Source organism: Nitrospirota bacterium (assembly GCA_004296885.1).
Classification (GTDB): domain Bacteria; phylum Nitrospirota; class Nitrospiria; order Nitrospirales; family Nitrospiraceae; genus SYGV01.
The window spans coordinates 53,651-78,083 of sequence record SCVN01000015.1; the positions used below are offsets into that span (position 1 = coordinate 53,651).

Consider the following 24,433-nt stretch of genomic DNA (forward strand, 5'->3'; position numbering starts at 1 on the left):
AATAAGCGAAGTCTAGGGAATCCAACAGGAGAAAGCAAGGAAAGGCACACACAGGTGGAACGCGTCTACGTCGCCATGCCGTACCCCTATTTACAAGTATTGATGACCCGGCGGGAATCCCGCAGGAGCGGTTCCGCGCCGGCAGTCCGGACCGGTCTCAAGGGTTCGAGGGCACAGCCCCCGCAATAAATCGCGTACTTTCTGCCTTGTCTGCCTGTATTACTGTATTATATTGGGGCTTTACGGCCGACATGGCAGCAAGGAACTTGCCTCCACTCGGCAACCGACCTTAAAAAGGTTTTTAGGTGCGCTCCATTCGCGTGCAAGAACAGCAACCGGCTCTTGGCGGGCTTCGCGTATGAACCAGATTGTCCTCATCGCCCTGCGAAGGCCGTACACCTTCGTCGTGCTGGCGATCCTCATCGTGCTATTCGGAGTCATGTCGGTCAGCAAGTCGCCGACCGACGTTTTTCCGAACATCAAGATCCCCGTTATCTCCGTCGTCTGGTCGTACGGCGGCCTGCTGCCGGCCGACGTCTCCGGGCGCATCACGTTCTACTTCGAGCGCGCCCTGACCTCGACGGTCGAGGGCATCAAGCATATCGTGAGCCATTCCTACTACGGCAGCAGCATCGTCAGCATCTTCCTTCAGGACGGAGTCAATCTGGCCGGCGCCGAGGCCGAGGTCACGGCGATCGCGCAGACGGTGGTCAAGTCGCTGCCGCCGGACATTTCGCCGCCCATGATCATGCGTCTGGAAGCCTCCTCCGTGCCGGTGGCCATGCTGCAAGTCACCTCCGACACGATGACGCCGGCGGAGCTTTATAACCTGTCCGTCATGCAAATCCGTCCCCTGCTGGTGACGATCCCCGGGGCGATCCTTCCGGCCCCCTATGGGGGCAACCCTGTCATGCTGCTGGTTTCCCTCGATCAGCAGAAACTGCTCGCCCGGCAGCTCACCGCGACGGACGTTCACAAAGCCTTCGGGCATCAGAACATCGTGCTGCCGGCGGGCGACCAGAAGATCAAGGCGACCGATTGGATGGTCCAGACGAACGCGACGCCGATGCAGGTCGAGGATTTCAACAATATCCCGATCAAGCGGGAAGGCAACGCCTTCATCTACATGCGCGATGTCGCCGACGTGCGCCTGGCCGGCCCGCCGCAAACCAACGCCGTCCTGGTAGACGGCAAACAAGCCGTCCTGATCGTGGTCATGAAGAGCGGCGAGGCCTCCACCCTGGACGTGGTGGACGGGATCAAGAAAGCGATCCCGCGCATTGAAAAGATCGTGCCGCCCGGGGTGAAGATCAAAATCCTCAACGACGCCTCGATCTTCGTCAAGGATGCGATCACGGACGTGGTGCAGGAAATGGCGACGGCCGCCGCGCTGACCGGGCTCATCGTGCTGCTGCTGCTCGGCTCGTGGCGGGCGACGGTCATCGTCGCCACCTCGATCCCGCTGGCCATCCTGACCTCCATCATCGGCCTGCACGTGATCGGCGAGTCGATGAATCTCATGACGTTGGGCGGATTGGCGCTCGCGGTCGGCATTCTGGTCGACGATGCGACCGTGATGATCGAGAACATCGACACCCATCTTGCCATGGGCAAGCCGCTGGAGACCGCGATCATCGATGCCGCCAACCAGATCGTCATCCCGACGCTCGTCGCCACGCTCTGCATCGCCATCGTCTGGTTCCCGCTCTTCCAATTGAGCGGCGTGTCCGGCTATTTGTTCATGCCGATGGCGGAGGCGATCATCTTCGCGATGCTGGCCTCGTTCATCCTGTCGCGCACGCTGGTGCCGACCATGGCCAAATATATTCTTGAGGAGCACAAGGCGCCGCACGAACACGAGCACGGTGAGCCGTCCGAGGGGCAGCCCGAAGCGGAGAGCGTACAGAGCCCGTCGGGCTTCTTTGCCCGCTTCCAGCAAGGCTTTGAGCGCGGCTTCGAGCGTTTCCGTGAGCGCTACAACGGTTTACTCGAACAGGTGGTTGCCCAGCGCGGCGCCTTCGTCGGAGTCTGTCTGGCGATCGCGATTGCCTCCCTCGTCCTCTACTATTTCAACGGCCGCGAATTCTTTCCCGAGACCAAGGCCGGGTCGATGCAGATGCACATGCGGGCGCCGATCGGCACGCGCATCGAGGTGTCCGGGCGCCTGGCGTCCCTCGTCTCCAACGACATCACGCAGATGCTGCCCGGCCAGGTCGAGGGCATCGTCAGCAATTGCGGCCTGCCGGTCGGCCCGCACAACCTCGCCTTCATCCCGACTCCGACGATTGGGTCGCAGGATTGCGACCTGACGATCGACTTGAAGAGCGAAAAGTCGCCGGTCTGGGAGTATCGGCGCATCCTCCGCAAGGGCCTGAAAGAGCGCTATCCCGGCACCGAGTTCACGTTCCAGCCGGCCGACCTGACCGCGAAGATTCTCAACTTCGGCTCCCCCTCGCCGATCGACGTGCAGATCAGCGGCATGGAGATGAACGAGAACTACGAGTTCACGCGCAAGCTGGCGGGCCGGCTGCGCCAGATTCCCGGCGCCAGCGACGTGGCGATTCAGCAAACGATGCGCACGCCGACCCTGTTCGTCGAGGGCAACCGCACCTTCGGACTCGGCATCAACCTGTCCGAGAAGGACATCGCCACCAATCTGCTCCTGACGACGTCCGGCAGCAAACAGGTGGACCAGCAATATTGGCTCGATCACAAGACCGGCATGACTTACCAGGTCAATATCTATACGCCGCAGCCGCAGCTCACGAGAATCCAGGATCTGTTGACCGTTCCGGTCGATCGGGGCGATTTCGGCGCGTCCGGCAGGAAACCGCAACTGCTCGGCAACGTGACCACGCTGTCGGCGGTCGGCACGCCGGGCGTGGTCACGCATTCGGACATCATGCCGCTGTTCGACCTCTATGTGTCCGCGGAGGGACGCGACCTCGGCGGCGTGCTGGAGGACGTCAAGAAGGCGGTCAAGGAGATGGAGCCGGAGCTGCCCCGCAGCGCGACGCTCGACATCCACGGCCAGGCGGAAACGATGCACGACGCCTATGTGGAGCTGCTCGCCGGCTTGGTCCTGGCCATCATTTTGGTCTATCTCCTGATCGTCGTGAACTTCCAGTCCTGGCTCGATCCCTTCATCATCATCACCGCCCTGCCCGGCGCATTGGCGGGCATCGCCTGGTCGTTGTTCCTGACCCACACGAACATCTCCGTGCCGGCGCTCACGGGCGCCATCATGACGATGGGCACCGCGACCGCCAATTCGATCCTGGTCGTGTCCTATGCCCGCGAGCGGCTCGAAGCGCATAGCGACGCGCTGCTGGCCGCGGTCGAGGCGGGAAAGGCCCGCATCCGTCCGGTGCTCATGACCGCCTCGGCCATGATCATCGGCATGCTGCCGATGTCCATGGGCAATTCTCCGAATGCGCCGCTGGGCCGCGCCGTCATCGGCGGATTGACGGTCGCAACCGTGTTCACGCTATTGTTCGTGCCGTGCGTATATGCCATCATCTACAGCAGACGAACCGTGGCGAGCGGCGCGCCGCTCGCCGATGAGGACCGCGCGTAATGTCCATGAATCTCAACGGAAGACGCCTCGCGCTCGCAGCCATCATGATGGTCGGTCTGTACCTCGGCTATCGGATCTATGAGAGCCGGCTCGACGCCGCCGCGCTGCGCGACGAGACGCTTGAAGGCGCCGTCCCGACCGTGGCCGTGATCCATGCCAAACCGTCTGCGCCGACCGAGACCATTACCCTCCCCGGCAACGTTGCGGCCTGGTTTTTGGCGCCGATCTACGCGCAGGTCTCCGGCTATGTGAAGATGTGGCACAAGGATTACGGAGCTCAGGTGAAGACAGGCGACGTCCTCGCCGAAATCAACGCCCCGGCTCTCGACGCCCAATACGAGCAGGCCAAGGCGGATCTGGAAGCGGAGCGCGCCAAATACACGCTCGCCGAGGTGACGGCGAAACGCTGGATCGCGATGCGCAAATCGCATGCGGTCTCCGAGCAGTCCATCACCGTGCAGGAACAACACATGAAAGCCCAGGCGGCGGTGGTCAATGCCGCGGAGCAAAAAGTCAAGAACTTCGAGGCGCTGATTCGCTTCAAAACGATCGTCGCGCCCTATGACGGCGTGGTGACCGTGCGCAACATCAACGTGGGTGACTACGTCAACAAGGAAGGCACGCTCAGCACCAGCAAGGAGGCCAGCAATCTCTTTACCGTGGCTGACGTCGATAGGATGCGCCTCTTCGTCTCCGTGCCGGAGTCGTTCGGGTCCTTTCTCCAGCCGGGCCTGACGGCCGACGTGACGGTGCCGCAAATTCCCAATCGCCACTTCACCGCCACATTCCTGACCGTCGCCCGTGGATTCGACCCGGACACGCGCACCGCGATCACCGAATTCACGATCGAGAACGAGGACCGAGCCCTCTGGCCCGGCTCCTATGCCACGGTCCGCCTCACGGTGCCGGTCGACAGAAAAGTGCTCACGATTCCGTCCAGCGCGCTGGTGTTCCAGGAGAACGGCACGCAAGTGGCCGTGATTGCGGATGACGGCCGCCTGCACTTCAAATCGATCACCGTGAGCAAGATCCTCGACGCCACGGTCGAAGTGATGGAGGGGATTTCCACCAGCGACCGCATCGTGAACAACCCCAGCGCCGCGTTGCTCGAAGGCGACAAGGTGCGCATCGTCACGCCGGCGCCTGGCTATGAAGTCGGCACGCAGGACGCGCCGGGGCCCAAGGAACCATCTTCGAAAGCTCAAAAATGACGCTCACCTACACATGATGATCACGCGATTACGAACGAGGCCGGACCTGTCGCACATCCTTCGCGCCTGTACCCGGCGCGCCGGCTTCTTCCTGCTGGCGCTTAATCTGTCGGCCTGCGGAGGCGACTGGTTGCCGCACGCAGACCTGGCGCCCGCATATCAACCGCCGCAATATGTCGTCCCCGCCTCATGGCGCGGGGCAAGCCCCTTCGTCGAGGCCAAGCCGTCGGACGGCGAACTGCGTCCGGACTGGTGGAAGCTCTACGACGATCCGATCCTGAACAGGCTCGAAGAACAGGCCATGGCGGCCAATCCCAATCTGCAGGCGGCCGCCGAGCGCTTCGTCCAGGCCCGCGATATGATGATGAAGGCCCGCTCGCGCCGCATCCCGCAGGCCGGCGTGGGGTTCGGCGCCTCGAACAATAGGCAATCCCCCGACACGCTGTTTCGCGCCCCCGACAGTCCGCTCCGCGAATCGGACGTGCTGCTCTCGGGGCTCGCGTCCTGGGAGCCGGACTTCTGGTCGGTGATCCGCAATGCGACGCGCGTGGAGACCTACCGGGCCGAACAGCGCGCCGCCGAATATGGCCTCGCGCGCCTCAGCCTGCAGGCGGAAATCGCGGCGAACTATTTTACGCTGCGCGGCTACGACGCGCAGGATGCGATCTATACCCAGTCGATCGATCTCTACAAACATTCGCTCGACATCGTCAACACCCAGTTCGGCGGCGGGATCGCGTCGGCGCTCGACGTCGCCCGCGTCGAATCTCTGCTGTACAGCACGGAGACGAAAAAAGCGCAGATTCAAGGCAAACGCCAGGTGATCGAACATGCGATCGCCATTCTCGTCAATAGGGTACCGTCCAGTTTCACCATCGAGCCGATGGATGAACTTCGCATGCCGAATTACACGATTCCGCAGACAATCCCGTCCACCTTGCTTGAGCGCCGGCCTGACATCGCCGAGATGGAGCGCCGGATGGCGCAGGCGAACCGCGCCATCGGCATCGCCCGCGCCGCTTTTTTCCCTGATGTGAAGTTCCAGGTCGGCGGCGGATTTGAAGATACCGGCTTCAATCTGGTCAAGCTCGCCGAGAGTTTCTGGTCCTACGGCTCCACCGTGTCGCTGCCGGTCTTCCAGGGCGGGTATCGCCGCGCCCAGTTGCAGCAGTCCTGGTCGGCCTACCGCGAGACGGAAGATCGGTACCGTGCGACGGTGCTCAACGCGTTTCGCGAAGTCGAGAACGAGTTAAGCCTGACGAACCGGCTGACCCTCGCGGCCAATCGGCAGGACGCCACCGTCGGGGCCACGCTGAAAACGCAGGATCTGTCCATGGAGCTCTATCAAGGCGGGCTCATTTCCAGCCTCGATCTGATTTATGCGCAGGTCAACACGCTCACGGCGCGCATCGAGGCAGTGGAGATCAAGGCCGAATTGCTGAGAGCCACGGCAACCCTCATCCGCTCGCTCGGCGGGGGCTGGAACCGCAAGCAATTGCCTACCGACGAGGAGATTCAGCCGTTCGATACCCTCGAATATAACTTTGACAAACTCAAAAAACCGCCGCCCGCAGGAGGCATCGATGTCAACGCGGGCAATAACTGGGTGAATAATGATCTGACCAAGCCCCACCTTCCGTGACCGTCCCGCCGCGTCTCGCGTTAAGAAAGAAGGCAAGAAGTCCTACCCGGACCAGATCTGGCCGACCGACGCGGCCGTCCCTGCGCCTCCCAAGAAAAAGGGTCAGACCCCGAAGACCCCGGATGTGTCTGTCCTGCGCCGGCTGCCGAATGTTGCCTGAAGCCTGACACTTTTGGCGCTTGCTTTTTGCCTCGATGTCTATAAGAATGTGGATGGCAATAGCTACCCACTTCCCGTTGAGGAAACCCTATGAAAACAATCCAAATGACCCTTGATGACGACTTGGTCAGCTCGGTTGACAGGGCGGTTAGACGACTGAAGACGAGTCGCTCTGCCTTCACAAGGAATGCCTTGCGCTCAGAGCTGGAGCGGCTCCGCGTGCAGGAGCTTGAGCGGAAACACAGGGAAGGATATATCAAGAGGCCTCCGAAGAAAGGTGAATTCGACGCCTGGGAGCGTGAGCAGGTCTGGGCCGACTGATGCGCCGCGGCGAAGTACGGTGGTACAAATTCTCCCTTCCGGATAAGCGCCGACCTGTTGTCATCTTGACACGGGATTCCGCGCTGGATTTCCTTGGGGAAGTGACCGTCGCGCCCGTGACCAGCACTGTTCGAGACATACCCTCTGAGATCGCTCTCGGAGAAGAAGACGGCATGCCTAGGGCCTGCGCCGTGAATCTGGATCACATTCAGACCGTGTCCAAAGGAAAGATCGGGGCCCTTATCACGACGTTGAGCACCGACCGGATGGCCCAGGTGCGCCAAGCCCTTCGTTTTGCGCTAGCGCTGTAGCGATATGACCGCACGGATGGCATCTATGGAAAGCCTTATGCGAACGCTCAAAGAGCATCATTACCGGGAGTCCGGGCTTTCCAACGTCTACTTGCAGAATATCGCCTCCTATCGGTGTGACTGCGGGGAAAAGCTCGTGCAGATCCCAGCCATTGACCGGCTGCATGATGCTGTCGCCTATTACCTCCTGAAAAAGCCGTCGTTGCTCACTGGAGAAGAATTTCGTTTTCTCAGAAAATGGGTAGGACTGACGGCCATCCAATTACTGCCACTCCTCGGGGTAAAAACCAGAATTTCAATTTCCCGCTGGGAAAATGGGAAAGCACCGATTACCGCCTCCACGGATCACGCCATGCGACTGCTCGTAATGCGTCTCAAAGAGGAATCCCTCCATCAACGGATGTTCACCGAAATCGAGATTCAAGGGCACTTTGAGCAAATGGGCGCCAAGGCCGGCAAACCCGTACGGGTTACGATTTCCAAAGCAATGCTGGACCGCCTCCCCTTTCCGCATCAACCTATGGCTGCTGCTCGTTAAGCAAGTGAGCGCGCTGGTATCACCAGGGCGCCAATAGATACGTTGTCGCTGACCTCCGCCCCCGCTCAGTAAAAACATCGCGGACGGAAGCGACTACGTCACCTTGCTCTAATTCTTACAAGTTGCTGGGGACCTAGGCGGGAATCCCGCAGGACCGGCTCCGGGCCGACAGGCCGGACCGGTCCGCAGGGGTTCGGGGGCGCAGCCCTCCTTCACTTGTTACTAATGGTCAAAGTAGCACATGTAACTGCATATTCTCGTTATTGCTGTTGCTAGCATTGACAAGGCAAGCAGCCACTTCTAGTCTAGGTGGAGCTGGCCATGCAGTTTTGTATATTTTGCATGGTTGGGAGCTGGCATTTCACCCTCCTAGCCGGAGTTTGCCATGGAGCATACGAAAGTTGTCACACCAAGCGAGCTGGAAGACTTTGCTGACCAACGAGATAGCGAAGCGGTGATACCGGAGCTCGTTGCTCATCTGGTAAATCTTTCTGTGCCCGACTTGTCACTTCGTCGAATCCCATATGGAGATGCAATCGGATTGCCAGGCCTTGATGGCCTAGTTTCAACGGAGGGCGGCTTTCGCGAATTTGTTCCTAAACAAACAAGTTACTGGGAAATCGGTCGTGGCGCCAATGCTCAGGGAAAAGCGACGGACGACTATACGAAGCGCACCCAAAGCACGCCTCAAGCAGAACGAGCGAGGGCAACATTTGTTTTCGTAACACCAAGGAGTAGGGATTGGGATCAACCAGCCCAAGCCGCATGGATCGACAAGCGAAAGGGTGACGGCTGGAAAGAAATTAAGGTTATTGACGGAGTGCAGCTGTGTGAGTGGTTACGGGAATTCCCAGCTTTAGGCAAATGGTTGCTTCAGCGTATTGGACTAGTCAAAGCTCCTACAGGGTTCCAAACTCCCGCAGAGCACTGGTCAAATCTTGCGCAGATGGTTGGACCAGCCGATCCTCCGTTGCCGCCAAAGGTCTTCCTCGTAGGACGAGAAACTGCTTGCCAGCAGCTTGAGCGCCTATTCCGTCATGAAGCTCAGGAATTGATCCTTGCTATAGAGAGTGAACACGATGCAGAGGACTTTGTAGCCGCATTCCTGGAGTCACTGGATGAAGCCACGCGTCGTGGATATAGCAATCGGTGCATATTCATTTCCGATCCTAACGCTTGGCATACCTTTGCGAATTTGCGCTTCTCGCATGTCCTAGTAGCTAGTCCTAGGCTTGACCTAGCTGATACAAATGAACAGCTGCATCTTGCGGCTCGCACACGTGGTCATGCGATCATCTTTCCGATTTCTGGTGCCTGGTCTCATGGGGCTGAACAGCTTGTTCCAATTAGGAGCCCTTCTCACAGTCAGCTTGAAAAAACTCTCCTGGATAGCGGCTTTTCGCGGGAGCGGGCCGCTGAACTGGCCAGCGCCGGAGCACAGAGCCTAGCAGCACTGAAACGGTTCCTTCGCGGGTTGGGACAACTGCCGCCTTATGCAACGTGGGAAAACGCACGCCTCTTGGCCCAAGCGTCTCTAGTAGGCAAATGGAAAGGCAACAGTGAGGCGGACAAAAGAGCCCTGGAGATTCTCGTGGGAAAATCCTATGGGGAGTGGATCGAGGCGGCCCGAGCTGAAACATTGCGCGCGGACACTCCCCTTATCCAGAGAAATGAAGCATGGAAAGTGATCTCCCGTGGCGAGGCATGGGCCGCTCTCGGACCACGGATTAGCGATGAGGATCTAGATCGTTTTCAAAAGATGGCGCTTCAGATATTAGGCGAGAAAGATCCACAGTTCGAGCTAGAAAAGGAGGAACGATATGCCGCGTCTATTCATGGAAAGACGCTCACACACTCGCGTTCCATTCGAGAAGGGGTAGCTGAGTCGCTCGCCCTGCTAGGCGCAAAGGGAAATGCTTTATCAAGCACTTCGGACAGCAAGGCCGAAGGAACTGCAAGAATTGTGGTAAGGAGGTTGCTGGACCGCGCGGACTGGATAACCTGGGCAAGTCTCAATAATGAAATGCCATTGCTTGCCGAGGCTGCTCCTGATGAATTTCTTAACTCTGTCGAAGAAGCAGTTGAAGATTTAGCAGCTAGCCCTTTTATTGATGTGTTCCGACAGGAAGGCAGTGGTGGGGTTGGAGGCTGGAACTACATTACTGGAATTCTGTGGGCCTTAGAGACCCTTGCGTGGCATCCGAATTATTTAGGGCGTGTAACCATTTTACTAGGCGACCTAGCCGCTATTGATCCAGGCGGAAGTTGGGCCAATCGCCCTCTCAATTCGTTGGTAGATATCTTTCTTCCCTGGATATCCCATAGCCTTGCAGATTTGCCCACGCGAAGAACTGCTCTGGAGTCACTGCTGCGAGAACATCCAGGCGTTGCATGGAAGGTACTGCTTGGCCTCTTGCCTAGTTCACATGGAGTAACATCCGGCACACGCAAGCCAGTTTGGCGATCATTTATCACGCCCGGATGGAAGGAAACGGTGACAGTAGATCAATATTGGGAACAAGTTCGGACCTATGCTGAGATGTGCACCCAAGTTGCCGCGGGCCAACCGAACAAGCTCGTCGAACTCATTGACCGTTTAGCAGACTTGCCTGATCCAGCACACTCTCAGGTATTACGCCATCTCTCGTCACCAGCCGTAACATCTCTCTCGGATATAGATCGTGTGCGTCTCTGGGAAGCCTTGAAAGACATTGTCTTGAAACACAGAAGGTTTGCCGATGCTGAATGGGCGATGCCCGCAGAGCGGGTCGCAAAGATTGAGGAAGTGGCTAACACCCTAGCCCCTGCATCATTCGAAGTAGCCAGTCGACGCCTTTTTACGGAGCGCGATTTCGATTTATACGAAGAAAAAGGAAACTTTGAGGAAGAACAGAAACGGCTAGAGACCATTCGACACAATGCCATTAAAGACATACTAGCAGCTAGCGGCATGGATGGAGTCGTTCGATTTGCACGGGAAGTGGAATCACCGCGTAAGGTGGGGGATGCGTTAGGAACGATAGAAGATAGAAACATAGATGCGTTTCTTTTGCCAGCCTTTCTACAGACCGAAGACAGGTCACTGATTCATCTTCTTGGAAGCTTTGTATGGCGTCGCTATTGGAAGGCCAAACTGACCTGGCTTGACGAACAAATCAACAAGGGCTGGACAAAGGGTCAGCTCTTGGCGTTTCTTTTGCTAGTCCCTTCCGAGGAACAAGTGTGGCGTCGGGCAGAAGCTATCTTTGGGAACGAGGTCGATAACTACTGGAAGAAGGTTCGGTTTAATCCTTGGGGCATGGAGGCAGCAAATCTTCTAGAAGCTGCCGAGAAGTTGGCCTCCAATGGACAGCCAGCCGCTGCTATAGATTGCCTTTATGTGCTAGCTCACAAGAAAGTGCCCATTCCAATGGCTCTTGCATCAGCGGCATTGCTGGGTACCTTAAATACAGAAGACCAACAGAAACAAATTGATAGCCACCATATTATCGAGGTCATTACCTGGCTTCAGGAGCATGAAACCATGGACTCCGACGACCTCTTTAAGATTGAGTGGTACTATCTACCGATACTAAATCGGCTGCATGACGGCGAACCAAAGGTCCTTGAACATAAACTGGCTTCGTCACCAGCGTTTTTCTGCGAAGTTATTGGAGCTGCATTCAGATCAGATAAAGAAGACAAGGATAACAAAGGTGAATTCAGCGAGGTCCAGAAGCGAATTGCTCGGAATGCATATTCGTTGCTGCACGGGTGGCGCATTCTTCCAGGCACTGTCACCGACGGAACCTTCGACGGTGAAAGATTTACTGTCTGGCTGGAAGATGTAAAGAATCGCTGCAGAGAATCTGGTCATTTTCGAGTCGCCATGAGCCAGTTGGGGCAAGCGCTCGCTTATGCACCGCAAGACCCAGGAGGTCTTTGGATACATAAATCTATTGCAGCCGCTTTAGATTCAAGAGATGTAGCAGAGATGCGGCGAGCCTTCACAACTGGCCTGTTTAACAAGCGGGGAGTCCACGGCTTTTCCCATGGAGAAGAGGAAAAACAGATTGCCGCAGATTACCGACTAAAAGCTAAGGCACTGTCGGACAATGGGTTTCATAGGGTCGCCGACGCAGTTCGTAGCTTGGCCGAGGCATATGAACGTGATGCTGAGGCAGAGTCCCAAAGGGATCCCTTCGAATGAATAGTCTCCTTCCTGGAGGCTTTCATACACCCACCCTGCCGCTCTATCCCCTATATTATCCCGCTGAAATGGGAGCTTTCTTCCAAACAACAGTCCTTGATCAATGCATAACTGTCCGTACATTCTAACCGTCCGTACAGTTGTGAGGATAGCGGGCGATAAGGAGAAGCACCAGATGGATTATCGACCCTATTTCCTACCTGCGCGGAAGTTGGTGCCGGAGCCCGGACTCGAACCGGGACGCCCCTTTCGGAGCAAGGGATTTTAAGTCCCTGGCGTCTACCATTCCGCCACTCCGGCACTGCTCATGCCCAAGGAGCCCTTCAGTGCGGCATCGAACGTGGTGAGGATACAGGACAGGCCTACCCCTTTCAACAAGTTGCCGCCCCGGGATCACTCCAGGCAGAAACAGGGAGCCTTCTCAGCGCATTGGACAGAAATCTCATACGAGTGTCGAGTCGGGAGATAATATCGAAGCCTTGTGGCGATGCGCGGGGCACAAAGCAGGAACGGCCTGGGCCGGGGATGGCCACAGGCCGCTCGGTCGGAGGGCGTCGGTCGGAACCGGACGCGGCGGGAAGGGAACTCCTGTGGGAGAACCCGTTCGCTTAGGCCGCTTCCACCACCCGCGGGGTGTCCTTCTTGGCCACCAGCGCCTTGCCGCGCTCGATGGCCCGCTCCACCCCATCCTTCAGGTCACGGCCGATGCGGGTCGCCTGCACCTGCGTCTTCTTGGCATAGTGCCGCAGCTGCCGCCTGGTCTCTGTGCCGGACTGAGGCGCATAAAGCAACGCTAGCCCGGCTCCGACCGCCGCTCCGCCCGCAATCAAGGCCGCAATCTTCGCTGCTTGTCGTCCATTGGTCGTCATGGTCCGTCCTCCTTTGTGTATTGGTGGCGCCTGACCCTGCTGTTCCGTCGCTTATCACCTTCTTGAGTCTGATCAACGCCTTCGTCATGTAGCAAAGCAGCATCCATGCCAAATTTATAATTTTAAAATAATGATTTTTTAACAATTAGTTGCAGAATATACAAAAAGTCAACGTTGAACATAAGAACCGTGGATTTTCTACAACAAACCACAGTGCCCCGTTCCAAAAAGAAAACAGTTTTAGCTGGAGGACGATGGCTGGATGGGACTACCGGGCCGACTGGAGGAGCAGAATGGCCTTGTGCTGGGTTTCGGTTGCGTCTTGCCGCAATCCCTGCGCTGCATAGATGAGCGATAGGTTCACCAAACTGGCCGCCTCTTTGTTCTGGTCGCGCAACGCCCGATAGAGCGTCAACGCCCGCTCATGCTGCTCGGCCGCTCGCGCGAACTGGCCCTCGGCTAACGACAGACTCCCGAGCATGGCCCAGGCCTCCGCCTCACGACTCCGATCCTTGAGTGTTTGATAGAGGACCAAGGCACGCCGAGCCATGGCCATGGCATCTACCGACCGTCCATTGCTCCCATGCAGCCTGGCCAGACTGGTACGCAGGCCCGCCTCCGCCCTGAGATCCTGCTGCACCTCGGTCAGTGCAAGCCCCTCCTCGAACAGGGGCCGCGCGGCCGCTTCCTCTCCCTCCGTGAGATACCAGTCGCCGATCGCGCCGAGCGCCGATACTTGCTGTCGTCGATCGGCCCGCTCGCGCGCATCGGCCAAGGCGGCCTGCAACAATGCAAGCCCCGCGTCGGCCTGGCCTTGCCCGATCAGGAGCCGGCCCAGCCGGATGCGGGCCTCGCCTCTCCCGTCCCGATCGCGCGCCTGCTGAAAGAGCGTCTCCGCCTGCCCATAGGCCCGCTGCGCCTCACCCCCCTGCCCCGAGGCTTCGGAGACCCGTCCCACGCTCAGCAGCACCAGCCCCTGCGCCCGTGGTTCGGCCAAGGCCGCCCAGATCGTCACGGCTTCGCGCAACAGAGTGCCGGCTTCTTCATAGCGGCCCTGGCGCTCCAGCAGATCGGCCACGCTGCCCAACGCGGTTGCCTCCCCGCGCCGATTGCCGACGCGGCGGAAGGCCGCCAGGGCCCGTTGATAGTAGGGCATCGCTTCCTGGACATGATTCTGGATCGCGTGGAGGTCGCCGATGCGGAGCAGCTCCTGTCCGTCCAATGCGCGTGACGCGGGGGCGCGATCGTCTACCGGCAGCCCCGCCGCCGGCACAGGGTCGGTCGCAAGCAGGGCCGTGACGAGGGAAAGAACCAGCATGGTCCATGATACAACCGCCGCTCCCGCTTGGCTACATCTTGCAAAATGGGGCCGGCCTCCCTACTATGCGGGAACGAACGACGAAGGGAGCGCGCCTCGCCATGCTCGAAGCAATTCAATTTCCGAATCTGGACCCGGTCCTGCTCCGGCTCGGCCCCTTGCAGCTCCGGTGGTATGGGCTCATGTACCTGTTGGGCCTGACCGCCGCCTACTTCATCATCAAGGCACGGGCTGCGGCGCGCAATTTGGATTTGTCCACCGAGCAGATCTACGACATGATCGTCTATGCGGCGGTCGGCGTCTTCGTGGGGGGGCGGCTGGGCTATACGCTCTTCTACAACCTGCCCTACTACCTACAGCATCCGACCAAGATCGTGGCCGTCTGGGAAGGCGGCATGTCTTTCCACGGAGGGCTGCTGGGCGTGATCGTCGCTCTCACGCTCTTTAGCCGCCGCAAAGGCATTCCGGCCATGGTGGTGGCGGACTTGGCCGCCGCCGGCACGCCGATCGGGCTCGGCCTCGGCCGCCTGGGGAATTTCATCAACGGCGAACTCTACGGCCGCCCCACCGATGTGGACTGGTGCATGGTCTTTCCCGGAGCCGGACCTGAATGTCGGCATCCCTCCCAGCTCTACGAAGCGGGACTGGAAGGCGGCTTGCTCTTCCTGGTGACCTGGCTGGTCGGGCGAAGACCGACGCCGCCGGGGACGGTTTTCTGGAGCTTCATCACCGGCTACGGCCTCTGCCGGATGGTGGTGGAGTTCTTTCGGGAGCCGGATTTCCACCTGGGGTTCATCCTGGGCCCCTTCTCCATGGGTCAGCTCTTGAGCCTCCCGATGGTCCTGCTCGGCGCCTTTATGTTGGCCTGGGGGTATCGGCAAGAAACGCACAATGCAAAACGATGAATGATGAACGACGATCTATCTCGCGTTTAGCATTCATCCTTCCCATTCATCATTGCCTCAGTAGGGCATCTCCTCGTCATCCAGCCCGAAATAATGCCCGATCTCGTGAATGACCGTGTCCCGCACTTCCCGCACCACTTCGTCGGCTGTACTGTGACTATTGGCACAGCCCTAGTCGAAATAGCGTCAATATTTTGACGACGAAGTGACCAATTTTGCTACAGAATAACTTCATACAAAAAACCATGAATCGTAATACATTGATTATATTTGAATAATAAATTGGCTGCGATATTGCTCTTCCTTTGCTCATCAAATAAACGATGGGGCCCGCTCCGTTGCCCGTTTAAATTGGATCGACATGCCATGGTTACGAAGCCTTTCCGAAAATGGCACATTGCCTCTCAGTTCATTGGAGTTACCTTCCCAATCATTCTTCTGATTGTCGGGATCGCCGCATGGATGATCCATCAACACAACATTTCAAGATTACACGACAAACTTACCAAGAGAGCCCAAAGCATCAGCCTTCAGGTGATGGCGGACCGAAACTACTATACCAAGGTTATTGTCCCCCGCTTGATCGAGCTCGGAGGCAGCCTCGGCGCGAATTATCACCAAACCCGCGGACAATTCCCGCTGCCGGTGACGTTCGTCCAAGAAGTATCGGAGCAGTTGGCAACCCAAGGCGCTATCTTTCAGTCCCGTCTCCTCAGTCCCTGGCCAATCAACCCCAACAAGGGCCTGAAAGACCAGTTTCATCGCGAGGCCTTTGACTACCTGCGGATGCATCCAACCGGACGGTTTTACCGGTTGGACCAGTTGGAAGGTCGGACCGTCTTTCGGTACATGACAGCGGATATTGCCGTAGCCCAATCTTGCCTCGACTGCCATAATAACCACCCCCTCAGCACGAAACACGATTTCAAGCTGAACGACGTGATGGGAGGGTTAGAGGTCACCTTTCCGGCAGACCAATATCTTCAGGAAGATCGCGACGACTTGCTGATGATGGTTGCCGGAGGAACTGGGCTCTGCTTGATTTTGATGGGACTGATCACCATAGCGGCTCATCGGATGATCACGCAGCCGCTCGCCCGGCTGTCGGCCCACATGGATAGGCATGCCAACAAAATCACCGGGGGGCTCGCCATCCCAGGCGCAGCGCATATTGGCGGCAATGAACTGCTGCGATTCGAGGTATTTTTCGAACAGATGCTGGCGAAAATCTTTTCGCATCAAGCCAAGATTCAGAAACACGAAGCCGCGCTGGAAGTCGGCAATGTGCGCTTGCAGGAACAGATCGAGCAACAGGCTCAGGCCTGTCTCGACTGCGAGCAGCGGTTACGAACCGTGCTCGATTGCGCAAACGATGCCATTATCTATATCGACCTGGAAGGAACCATCCAGTGGTGCAATCAAAAAACAGAAATGCTCACGGGCCGGCCGGAAGCTGATTTGGTGGGACGGTCGGTTGAGGTTTTCCTCACGCCGGAATCCTTCGCCAGGGCCAGAGAGCGGCTGGCGTCGGTGAAACGCGGAGATACGGTCCCATCTCGCGTCGAATTCGATCTCATTAAGAAAACCGGCGAATTCGTGCGAGGGGAAGCCAACATTGCCAGCGTGCTGGAAGAAGGAACGGTCATCGGGCGAGTGCTGGTGCTGCGGGATATCGCCGAACAGAAAGTTGGATGACGAGGCCGGGGGCCTGTTTCAGCATCCTGCTAATAGGGCATCTCCTCGTCGTCCAGCCCAAAATAATGCCCGATCTCGTGGACAACCGTGTCCCGCACTTCCCGCACCACCTCGTCCGCCGTGTGACAGAGGCGCAGGATCGGCCCGCGGTATATCGCAATGCGCGCCGGAAGCTGGCCGCCCGGATCGAAGAAGGTCTCGTCATCCGCACCAGCGCCGGAATAAAGTCCTAACAGATCGTCTTCCGACTCCAGGCCCAACTCATCCAGCACATCCCGCGCCGGCTCTTCCTCCACCATGACCGCCACGTTCTTCATGATCCTGGCATAGTCCCGGGGCAACCCGTCCAGCGCTTGACGGACCAGACCGGAGAACTCTTCAGTCGTGACGGTCAACGCCGAACGTCGGCGGCGGGCCCGAGGCATAGAGTCTCTCTAGTATGTTTTGGGATCCATATACGCTTTGTCTTTCGACAGGAGCCCGTTCTTTTCGACCTGATTGCCATATTTGCGGAATGGAGGGGCATTCCAAATGACTTGGTTGCCGGGAGCCAGATTCGCCGCCTCTTTATAATGGGCGGTCGCCTCCTTCTTGTTGCCCAGCCGTTCCAGCGTCAAGGCCAGGTCATAGTGGGCCTCGGCCAACTCCGGCTGGACCTTGATCGCCGCTTCATATTGCGCTTGAGCCTGCGCCCACTGACCTTGCGTAAATAATTTGTTCCCCTCCTCCACGGCCGCGACCGCGGCGGCCGGCGTTCCTGCCGGAGCCTTCAGGGTCAGCACCGCCACGGCTGTCTTCTTCTCCGGCCCCGCGCAGCCGGCGACCACGAGGACAAGACCCAGCAACACCAGCACGTTCTTCATCATTTGCCTCCGCCGTTTCGGTTGGTGAGCTTCACACTTTCACGCCGACTCCGCTCCGCATAAAGATAAACTGGAAGCGGACCGGCCTGATCCCCAGACATGCGGCGGCCGCGTCCCGATAGACCTGGGCCTGGACCCGATAGTCCGCAGCCTTGGCTTCCGCCTCGCCGGCCGCCACTCGATCCGTCTTATAATCTGCAATCCAAACCTCTCCGTCAAGCCGGTACAGCAAATCCATCGCCCCATGCATCACGCAAGACCGAGGGCTGACGGCTGATGGCTGATGGCCGCCCCCATTCCATGGAATCGCAAAGGGCACTTCACGGCCCAGAATCTCGGCCCGCCTGAGCTCTGCAAAAGGCGCGGAGGCGGCAAACCCGGCAAAGAGTTCCTGCAACTCGACTCGAATCCGCTCTGCGTCCCCCGCCTGCTCCGCCGGAATATGCGCCCGGCAGAGGCGATCAATGTGGGCCGGGAGCCTCGCCGGATCAACGGCAAAGTCCCATGCCTGCACCACCAAATGGGCCAGGGTGCCGATCAACCGGGACCGCTCGGCCTCGCCCGGCTCACGACCGGTCGTCCCGGCTACGCCATGCGCCTGGCGCTGGAGCACTTGCGTCGGCGTCAGCTCGTCCGGCCGCAGACGCGCCGCAGCCCAGGCTTCATCGCGTTGCGCCCAGCGCCGCACCAACTCGGTCCCTGCCGCCTCAGCGCCGCGCAAGACGCCGAGCGGCTTCTTCTTCCGGGATACCGGATCGGCCGCCGCCATCACGCGCTGCGCGAGTTGCACGGACCCGACCCGACAGGTGCGATCCTCCGCCCGGCCCACCTCGCCATCCACCGCCTCGCGCAGCAGCGCCAGCAACGAATCGCGAGACGGCCGTCCGGGGAGCCCGCCGGACAGGATCAACCGTTCCTTGGCGCGAGTCATCCCCACATAAAGCAGGCGCCGCCGCTCCACCGCCTCCCTCGCCTCTCCTTTTTCCTTCGTGACCACCGCCCCCAGGCTGCACCGGTCGCCTTGCACCAGCCCGACCAGCCCGGTGGACCAGTCCTGCGACAGGAGCGGCGCCCGCCGGCTCGGCCCGGTCCCGTGGTGCAGCCCGGCCAGGATCACCACCGGGAATTCCAACCCCTTGGCTTTGTGGATCGTCAAGACCCGCACGGCCTCCAGCGACTCTTCGGCCAGCGCGCTCTCCGCTTCCTCCGGTTGTTCATCCAGCCGGCTCACCATCATATCCACGAATCCTCCCAGGCCCAGATGAGGCCGGTCGGCCAACTCCTCGGCCATGTGACGGACCTTGAGCAGATTGGCCGACGCCTGCTCCCCATGGAGCGACGAAGCGGCGATCTCCAGCAGCGGCAACCGTTCGAACAGCACGTGGATCGCCTCCGGGAGCGGGCGCAGGGGAAGGGCCAGGGCCAGCTCGGCCAACTGTGCGTATAGACGGAGAAGGATGGGCGCCCGCGGGCTGTCCCAGCCGTCCAGACGCAGGCCGGCGCGATAGTCCAATGCCCGGCGCTCGTGGAGTGCGACCAGCTCCCGATCGGTGACGCCGCCGAGGGGCGAGCGCAGCAGACCCACCAAGGCGATCCGGTCCAGCGGATTCTCCAGCACCCGCACGAGGTTGACCAGGTCAATGACTTCCTGCCGCCGGTAATAATGCTTCTCCCCGTCCGTCACGTAGGGAATGTCGTGGCGCCGCAAGGCATCCAGATAATCCTGCGCCTGGGTGAGCTTGCGGAACAACAACGCCACCTGCCCCGGCTTGAGCGGCTGCTGCCGGCCCTGCGCATCGGTCAGGACTTCATGCGCGAGCAGCTCCTCTTTGATCCACCGGGCCAGGGTCTCCGCTTCCGCACGGGTCGTCGCCGCCGCGTCCAGTGCATGCTCGTCCTCCGTCCCGCCCACCAGCAGGAGCGACGCGCCCGGCGCGGAAACGCCGCCCCGACGGCCCGGCTGGACGAGCAGGGGCACGTTCGGCGGCTGCAGGTGTTCCTGTTGCGTGAGCAACCGGTCGAACACCGCGTTGACCACGTCCAGGACCGCCCCGTGGCTGCGGAAGTTGGTCTCCAGCTTCAAGACCGACCCACCCCCCGACTCGATCTTCTCCACCACGCGCTCGAACGCCTCGATGTCCGCCCGCCGAAAGGCGTAGATGGATTGCTTGGGGTCGCCCACGATGAAGAGCTTTCCCGGCTCGAGCGCCACCGTCTGCCAGGTCACGGCGCAGGAGCCGGACCGTTCGGATAAGAAGAGCACGATTTCGTACTGCACCGGGTCCGTGTCCTGGAACTCATCCACCAGGATGGCGCGATAGTCCTGCTTGAGACGCTCGCGAATGCGGGGATGCTCGCGCAGCAACGTGCGCGCCCGCGCCAGCAGCCCGTCGAACGACAACCAGCCTTCCGCGACGAAGCCGGCCCTGACCCTTTCGACGAACGGCCGCAACAACCGCAGGAGATTTGTCATCAGAGGCTGGTCGACGGTCAGCAGGAGTTGAGCCCCTTCGATCAGGCGGCGGACCTCGGCGAAGTCCTGATCGGACCAGCCGGCCGGCGCCGCGCCGAGGTCCTTGCCCAAAATCTCGCGGCCGGCGCTATCGAGTTCGCCGAGACCTTCGATCCCCCGCTCGACGAGCAAACCGAACAGATCCCCGGCTGCGGCCAGCATGAACTCGACCTTGCGCCGCTTCGGCCGGTCGTGGGCCGACAGCAACGCCGCCGCCCGCGTGCACCGAGCCGCAAACCAGTCATGCAGCGGCGGACTGAGGTCGCCTCTCTCCACCTGGTCGGTCAGATCCGGGAGCGAGATCAACTCGCCGGACAGGGCTTGAGCCAGCTCGCGCAGCTCGTCCAGTCCCACCGCCCGCAGCACCAGCCGCCAGCGGGCATGGTCCGCCCCGGCCCGCCCCAACTCCCCGTCCAGCCAGGCGTCCCATTGCGCGGCAAAATACTCGGCGAAGCGATCCCCCTCGTCTTCCTGGAACGACGGGTCCACCCCGCTCTCGATCGGATGCAGACGCAGGAGATGGGCGGCGAAACTGTGCAAGGTCCCGATCTGCGCCTTCTCCAAGTCCCGCAGGGCGTCGGTCGCCCGCTCGACGATGCGGTCGGTGGTGAGCCCGTAGCGCTCGCGCAAGTCCGCCGTCGTGACCGCACCGGAGGCCGCCGGCTGCGCCTGCGCTGCCTCCGCCGCCGCCAGCAACGTGTGCAACCGCTCCCGCAGGCGGATTTTCATTTCGGCGGCCGCCTTGTTCGTGAACGTGAGCGCGACCAGCTGGGTGATAGGCACCGGCGCCGGCTCGCGCATCAACACATTGAGCATCCGGTTCACGAGCAAGGTGGTCTTGCCCGTGCCGGCGCCGGCGATCACCACGACATTGCGGTCGAACGTGGTCTCCGCCAACCGGCGAACGGCTCTATCCGCTATGGCTTCGTCCTGACGCCTCACGTCTCTTGCACCTTCTGCTTGCGCAACTGGCGCAGCTCGCGCGCAGGCGCGGACCGATATGCGCGCCGCCAGGTCGGCCCGTGATAGCGACGGCAGGCCGCCGCATAGTCGCAATAATCGCAATATCCGTCCGGCACAATCACAAACTGGCCGGCCTGGATGCCGTTCAACAACCGCGCCAACGTCTGCCGGATCTGCGGACCGGCCGGCCCCTGCCAAGCCGAGGCCTCAAAGGTCGCCCGGTCCACGGACTGGTCCCACCCGGGCGCGAGAAACAGGAACTCCACCCGCTCTGGGCCGAGGGAACGGACCGGGCCGGCCAGGACATCCGGCCCTTTCAGCCGCGCATACAAGGGCGGCTGCACACGCTGCCCCCGCACGGCCGCCTGCAACAGATTCCGGTCCTCGCCTTTCATGTCCCGGCCCTGTTTGAACTTATAGTCCACGATCCGCCAGCCCGGCGGCTGGCGCCGCTCGTCCACCCGATCCAGCCGGCCCCTGATGTGCACCGGCTTGAACTGAAGGCCCAGATCATCCAGGCTGCCCGACGCCTCGACCTCGAAGGCGACGGGTCGGAACCCGCCGGCCAGACAGTTCTCTCGATCCTGCGCGACCAGGACGGCAACGAGTCCCGCGACCGACTCCTGCGCCAACTCCCACAGCAGGGGATAGCCGGTCCCCTGGCGCGCCGCAATTGCGGCAAAGACATCCTGCACGGCCGACCGGACCAGGGTCTGTTCCCCATCTTGGCTCAGCCCGCCCTCCGGCCAGCCGGACTCGCGCAATCGGACATAGACCAGATTCAGCGCGGCATGGCACAACTCGCCCAGCATCTGAGCGGATAGGACTCCCGGCTCGATCGGCCGGATGGACTCCAGCCCCAACACCTGATCGGAAAAATATTGGAACGGGCAGCGGGCATACTGCTCCAGCGGCGTCGGAGCGATACCCCGGGCGGCCAGTCTGGTCCAATATCCCTCCAACGGACCGGCGAACCCGTCATAGGAACCGGCCTCCTCGCCTTCGATCCCCCGAAGCGCGACCAGGCTGTTGCGGAACAGGTCCGCATCGCGGCCCGTGGCGGCGAGGAACGATGTGACGTCGAGCCCCTCGCCCGCTTGATAGAGCGCCCACTCCGTCCTCGTCAGGAGGGTCGGCAGAAACGGCGCCGTGCCCGCCCTCGCCGCCAATCGCCGGGGCACATGCAGCACCGGATCGGACAGGCCTCCCTCGTCAGGTTCCGCGATCCCCTCCTGCACGAACGGCGACGGGGCCAGCACCCGCCCCTCCGCATCGGCACGCTGATACAACAGATAGAGCCGCTCTCTGGCGGCCTGCCGAAGCAGGGCCATCAGAAGTTGCTCTTCGTCATAGCCGGCCAGCTTTTCATCGATTTTGTAGCCCAGGGTTTCGGCGAGGGCCCGGCGGTCTCGGTCACGCAGGAAGGCATCCTCCCGAATCACGCGGGGAAAGATTTTCTCGTTCAACCCGATCACGAACAGGGCGCGGAAGGACAGACCGCGCGCCGCCATGGCATCCATCACCGTCACGCCTTGGCACCGGTCGTCCGTCGTCGGCAGAGTGGTCCGCTCCATCGCCCCGGCGAAGGTCCGCGCCCACTCCTCCCAGGAAACGACGACACCCAGCCGATCCAGCTGACGGAGTTGAGCCAGGACCGGCTCGACCGCCGACATCACCCGACCTCGGTCCGGGTCTTGCTCCCCCGTCTTCGGTCCCGACAGATTCACGTGCTGCTCCACCAACGAAGCGAAAGCGCCGGTCAGCTCTGCAAAGCCGCCCCGCTCCGGAAGAGCCCGGCAGTGCCGGATGAGTCGGGCAACCAATGTCCAGAGGATGTTCGCCTGGCCGTCACCCTCTCCTCCCCGTCCGTCCTCCGTCTGCGTCACGGCCAGCCGCTTCCAGTCCTCTTCCCCCCGCATGATCCCTGCCTCCCCGGCCAACCGTTTCCAGCAATCGGGCCTGGGTTCGCCGACTCCGTCCGATTCCGGCTCCGGCCCGACGCGATAGAAAGGCGACGTCAACAGATCGAGCACCGCCTGTCTCGTGAATCCGGAGACAGGCAGCCAGGCCAATTGCAGCAGGACCTTGGCCAGCGGCTCTCTGGTCACCGACGTCCCCCCTGTGGCGTTGAACGGGATGCGATGCTCGTCGAAAAGCCGGCGGAGCGATACCTGGTAGGGAGTCAGGGTCCTGGCCACCAACCCGATCTCATCGAAGCGATAGCCGTGCGTCTCGACCAGATTGAGCATCTCCTTGCAGACCGTCGTCAATTCGTCCTCGACTCCGACCGTGCTCAACACGTGAACCGGACAGGCCGGCCGGCGCGCCGCCGCATCCGCTCCGGCGGCTTCGCGGGAAATCTCGGTCGCCGAGAGGTGCCGATCGAGGAATCGCCGGGCGAACGCGAAACCCTGATGTCGGCCTTGCGGAAAGTACAGGGTGGCTGCAACATGAGCGGTAACCGCCTCGAAGAACGAGAGCTGCACCTGCGTGAGATCGTAGAACCCGTAGTAGCAGGCCCGGCGAAGCCCGGACAGAAAGGGGGATCGGGCAACCCATGGACACACCGCGGCGGTCAGATCGTCGGCCGTTCCCACTCCCAACGCCCGGCCGCTTTCCAACATCGCGGCCTGGAGCGTGAACAGCGCCCTCAGCATCGGACGTTCTTCCGCCTCAAAGAGGCCCTCGCTGAGCGCGCGCAAGGCCACAGCCGGCTCCACCGCGGCATCCTGTAAGTCGCGGACCGTCGCCCAAAGGGCGGCGACCGCGCCGGGGGTGGACCCGGCTCGAGCCAGGGGTTCCAGCTCCGGCAGCTCCCGCTTCAAAATGTGACTCAGGAGCTGCTCACAGAAAAAGTCCTGCACGATCTCGAGTTGCGGGGAAACCGTGCCCGGTTCGGCTGCGGCGCGCCATTCGCCGGCCAGCCGCAAGGCCAATTGGTAGAAAGTCAGGAAGTGGACGTTGAGCAGGGGGAGGCCGGACTCGACCACCAGCAGTCGTCGCAGGTACGTAACCAGGGACGAGGAGGGCACGATGAGGGCGAGGGAGGCCAGGGGGTCGGCCGCTTTGAGCCGCCGCACCTCCTCAACCAGCGCCAGCTCAAGGTCGGGAGCAAAGGGGCCGGTGACGATACGGAGCATGGGGGACTAACGATGATTGCAGAGTGATGAATGATAAATGTCGGAATCCACACTGTTCAGCATTCCGCGTTCATCATGCATCATTTACCCGGTCTCAGGGCCCATCAATTCGCCGTTGCAATCCTGGCAGGCCCAGTCTCCGTCCACGAAGGCCATGGGGTCGCCGCAGAGGGGACAATCCGGAGGAGGTCCCTTGTCGATGCTGGGCAAGGGAGGAAGC

15 protein-coding genes, 1 tRNA gene and 1 pseudogene are annotated in these 24,433 nt (G+C 60.6%); 9 read left to right on the forward strand and 8 right to left on the reverse strand.

The window, feature by feature from the left end; translation table 11 throughout:
• Positions 1 to 358: 358 nt before the first annotated feature.
• The 7 genes from EPO61_07465 to EPO61_07495 all read left to right on the forward strand — a co-directional run bounded on the left by EPO61_07465 (position 359) and on the right by EPO61_07495 (position 11,948).
• On the forward strand, positions 359 to 3,577 hold the full coding sequence (locus EPO61_07465) for an efflux RND transporter permease subunit (GenBank protein TAJ08741.1): 3,219 nt from the start codon (positions 359 to 361) through the stop codon (positions 3,575 to 3,577).
• Entirely contained in the window at positions 3,577 to 4,788 is a 1,212-nt protein-coding gene (locus EPO61_07470; GenBank protein TAJ08742.1) for an efflux RND transporter periplasmic adaptor subunit, read from the forward strand. The genes EPO61_07465 and EPO61_07470 overlap by 1 nt, the downstream gene beginning before the upstream one ends.
• 16 nt (positions 4,789 to 4,804) lie before the next feature.
• A complete protein-coding gene (locus EPO61_07475) occupies positions 4,805 to 6,430 on the forward strand; it encodes an efflux transporter outer membrane subunit (protein ID TAJ09000.1) in 1,626 nt (541 codons plus the stop codon).
• A gap of 249 nt (positions 6,431 to 6,679) precedes the next feature.
• Positions 6,680 to 6,910, forward strand: coding sequence for a ribbon-helix-helix protein, CopG family (locus EPO61_07480; GenBank protein TAJ08743.1), 231 nt, complete (start codon positions 6,680 to 6,682; stop codon positions 6,908 to 6,910).
• Complete coding sequence (locus EPO61_07485) at positions 6,910 to 7,221, forward strand: type II toxin-antitoxin system PemK/MazF family toxin (GenBank protein TAJ08744.1); 312 nt, start codon at positions 6,910 to 6,912, stop codon at positions 7,219 to 7,221. Before EPO61_07480 ends, EPO61_07485 begins: the two co-directional genes overlap by 1 nt.
• A gap of 37 nt (positions 7,222 to 7,258) precedes the next feature.
• On the forward strand, positions 7,259 to 7,759 hold the full coding sequence (locus EPO61_07490) for a hypothetical protein (protein ID TAJ08745.1): 501 nt from the start codon (positions 7,259 to 7,261) through the stop codon (positions 7,757 to 7,759).
• 385 nt (positions 7,760 to 8,144) lie between these two features.
• On the forward strand, positions 8,145 to 11,948 hold the full coding sequence (locus EPO61_07495) for a hypothetical protein (GenBank protein TAJ08746.1): 3,804 nt from the start codon (positions 8,145 to 8,147) through the stop codon (positions 11,946 to 11,948).
• Between the two features lie 212 nt (positions 11,949 to 12,160).
• Here the strand turns inward: EPO61_07495 and EPO61_07500 are convergent.
• From EPO61_07500 to EPO61_07510, 3 genes are all read right to left on the reverse strand, one after another.
• Positions 12,161 to 12,248: transfer RNA gene (locus EPO61_07500), tRNA-Leu, on the reverse strand.
• A gap of 308 nt (positions 12,249 to 12,556) precedes the next feature.
• Entirely contained in the window at positions 12,557 to 12,817 is a 261-nt protein-coding gene (locus EPO61_07505) for a YtxH domain-containing protein (GenBank protein ID TAJ08747.1), read from the reverse strand.
• 268 nt (positions 12,818 to 13,085) lie between these two features.
• Positions 13,086 to 14,135: a tetratricopeptide repeat protein gene (locus tag EPO61_07510; GenBank protein ID TAJ08748.1), complete on the reverse strand. Its 1,050-nt coding sequence runs from the start codon at positions 14,133 to 14,135 to the stop codon at positions 13,086 to 13,088.
• 113 nt (positions 14,136 to 14,248) lie between these two features.
• On the opposite strand from EPO61_07510, the gene EPO61_07515 reads away from it, so the two are divergent.
• Complete coding sequence (locus tag EPO61_07515; GenBank protein TAJ09001.1) at positions 14,249 to 15,040, forward strand: prolipoprotein diacylglyceryl transferase; 792 nt, start codon at positions 14,249 to 14,251, stop codon at positions 15,038 to 15,040.
• Positions 15,041 to 15,097: 57 nt separating this feature from the next.
• On the opposite strand, the pseudogene EPO61_07520 reads toward EPO61_07515, so the two are convergent.
• Positions 15,098 to 15,181, reverse strand: a pseudogene (locus tag EPO61_07520) (hypothetical protein).
• A 225-nt stretch (positions 15,182 to 15,406) separates the two neighbouring features.
• Here EPO61_07520 and EPO61_07525 point away from each other — a divergent pair.
• Positions 15,407 to 16,735, forward strand: coding sequence for a DUF3365 domain-containing protein (locus tag EPO61_07525; protein TAJ08749.1), 1,329 nt, complete (start codon positions 15,407 to 15,409; stop codon positions 16,733 to 16,735).
• A 29-nt stretch (positions 16,736 to 16,764) separates the two neighbouring features.
• Here EPO61_07525 and EPO61_07530 read toward each other — a convergent pair whose 3' ends face one another.
• From EPO61_07530 to EPO61_07545, 4 genes are read right to left on the reverse strand one after another with little or no spacing between them, the layout of a single operon-like run.
• Positions 16,765 to 17,160 carry a metallopeptidase family protein gene (locus EPO61_07530; GenBank protein ID TAJ08750.1) on the reverse strand — a complete coding sequence of 132 codons (396 nt, stop codon included), beginning with the start codon at positions 17,158 to 17,160 and terminating at the stop codon, positions 16,765 to 16,767.
• Between the two features lie 9 nt (positions 17,161 to 17,169).
• On the reverse strand, positions 17,170 to 17,601 hold the full coding sequence (locus EPO61_07535) for a tetratricopeptide repeat protein (protein TAJ08751.1): 432 nt from the start codon (positions 17,599 to 17,601) through the stop codon (positions 17,170 to 17,172).
• A gap of 28 nt (positions 17,602 to 17,629) precedes the next feature.
• Positions 17,630 to 21,271, reverse strand: coding sequence for a hypothetical protein (locus EPO61_07540; GenBank protein TAJ08752.1), 3,642 nt, complete (start codon positions 21,269 to 21,271; stop codon positions 17,630 to 17,632).
• A complete protein-coding gene (locus tag EPO61_07545) occupies positions 21,049 to 24,213 on the reverse strand; it encodes a hypothetical protein (protein TAJ08753.1) in 3,165 nt (1,054 codons plus the stop codon). Before EPO61_07545 ends, EPO61_07540 begins: the two co-directional genes overlap by 223 nt.
• Positions 24,214 to 24,433: the final 220 nt, after the last annotated feature.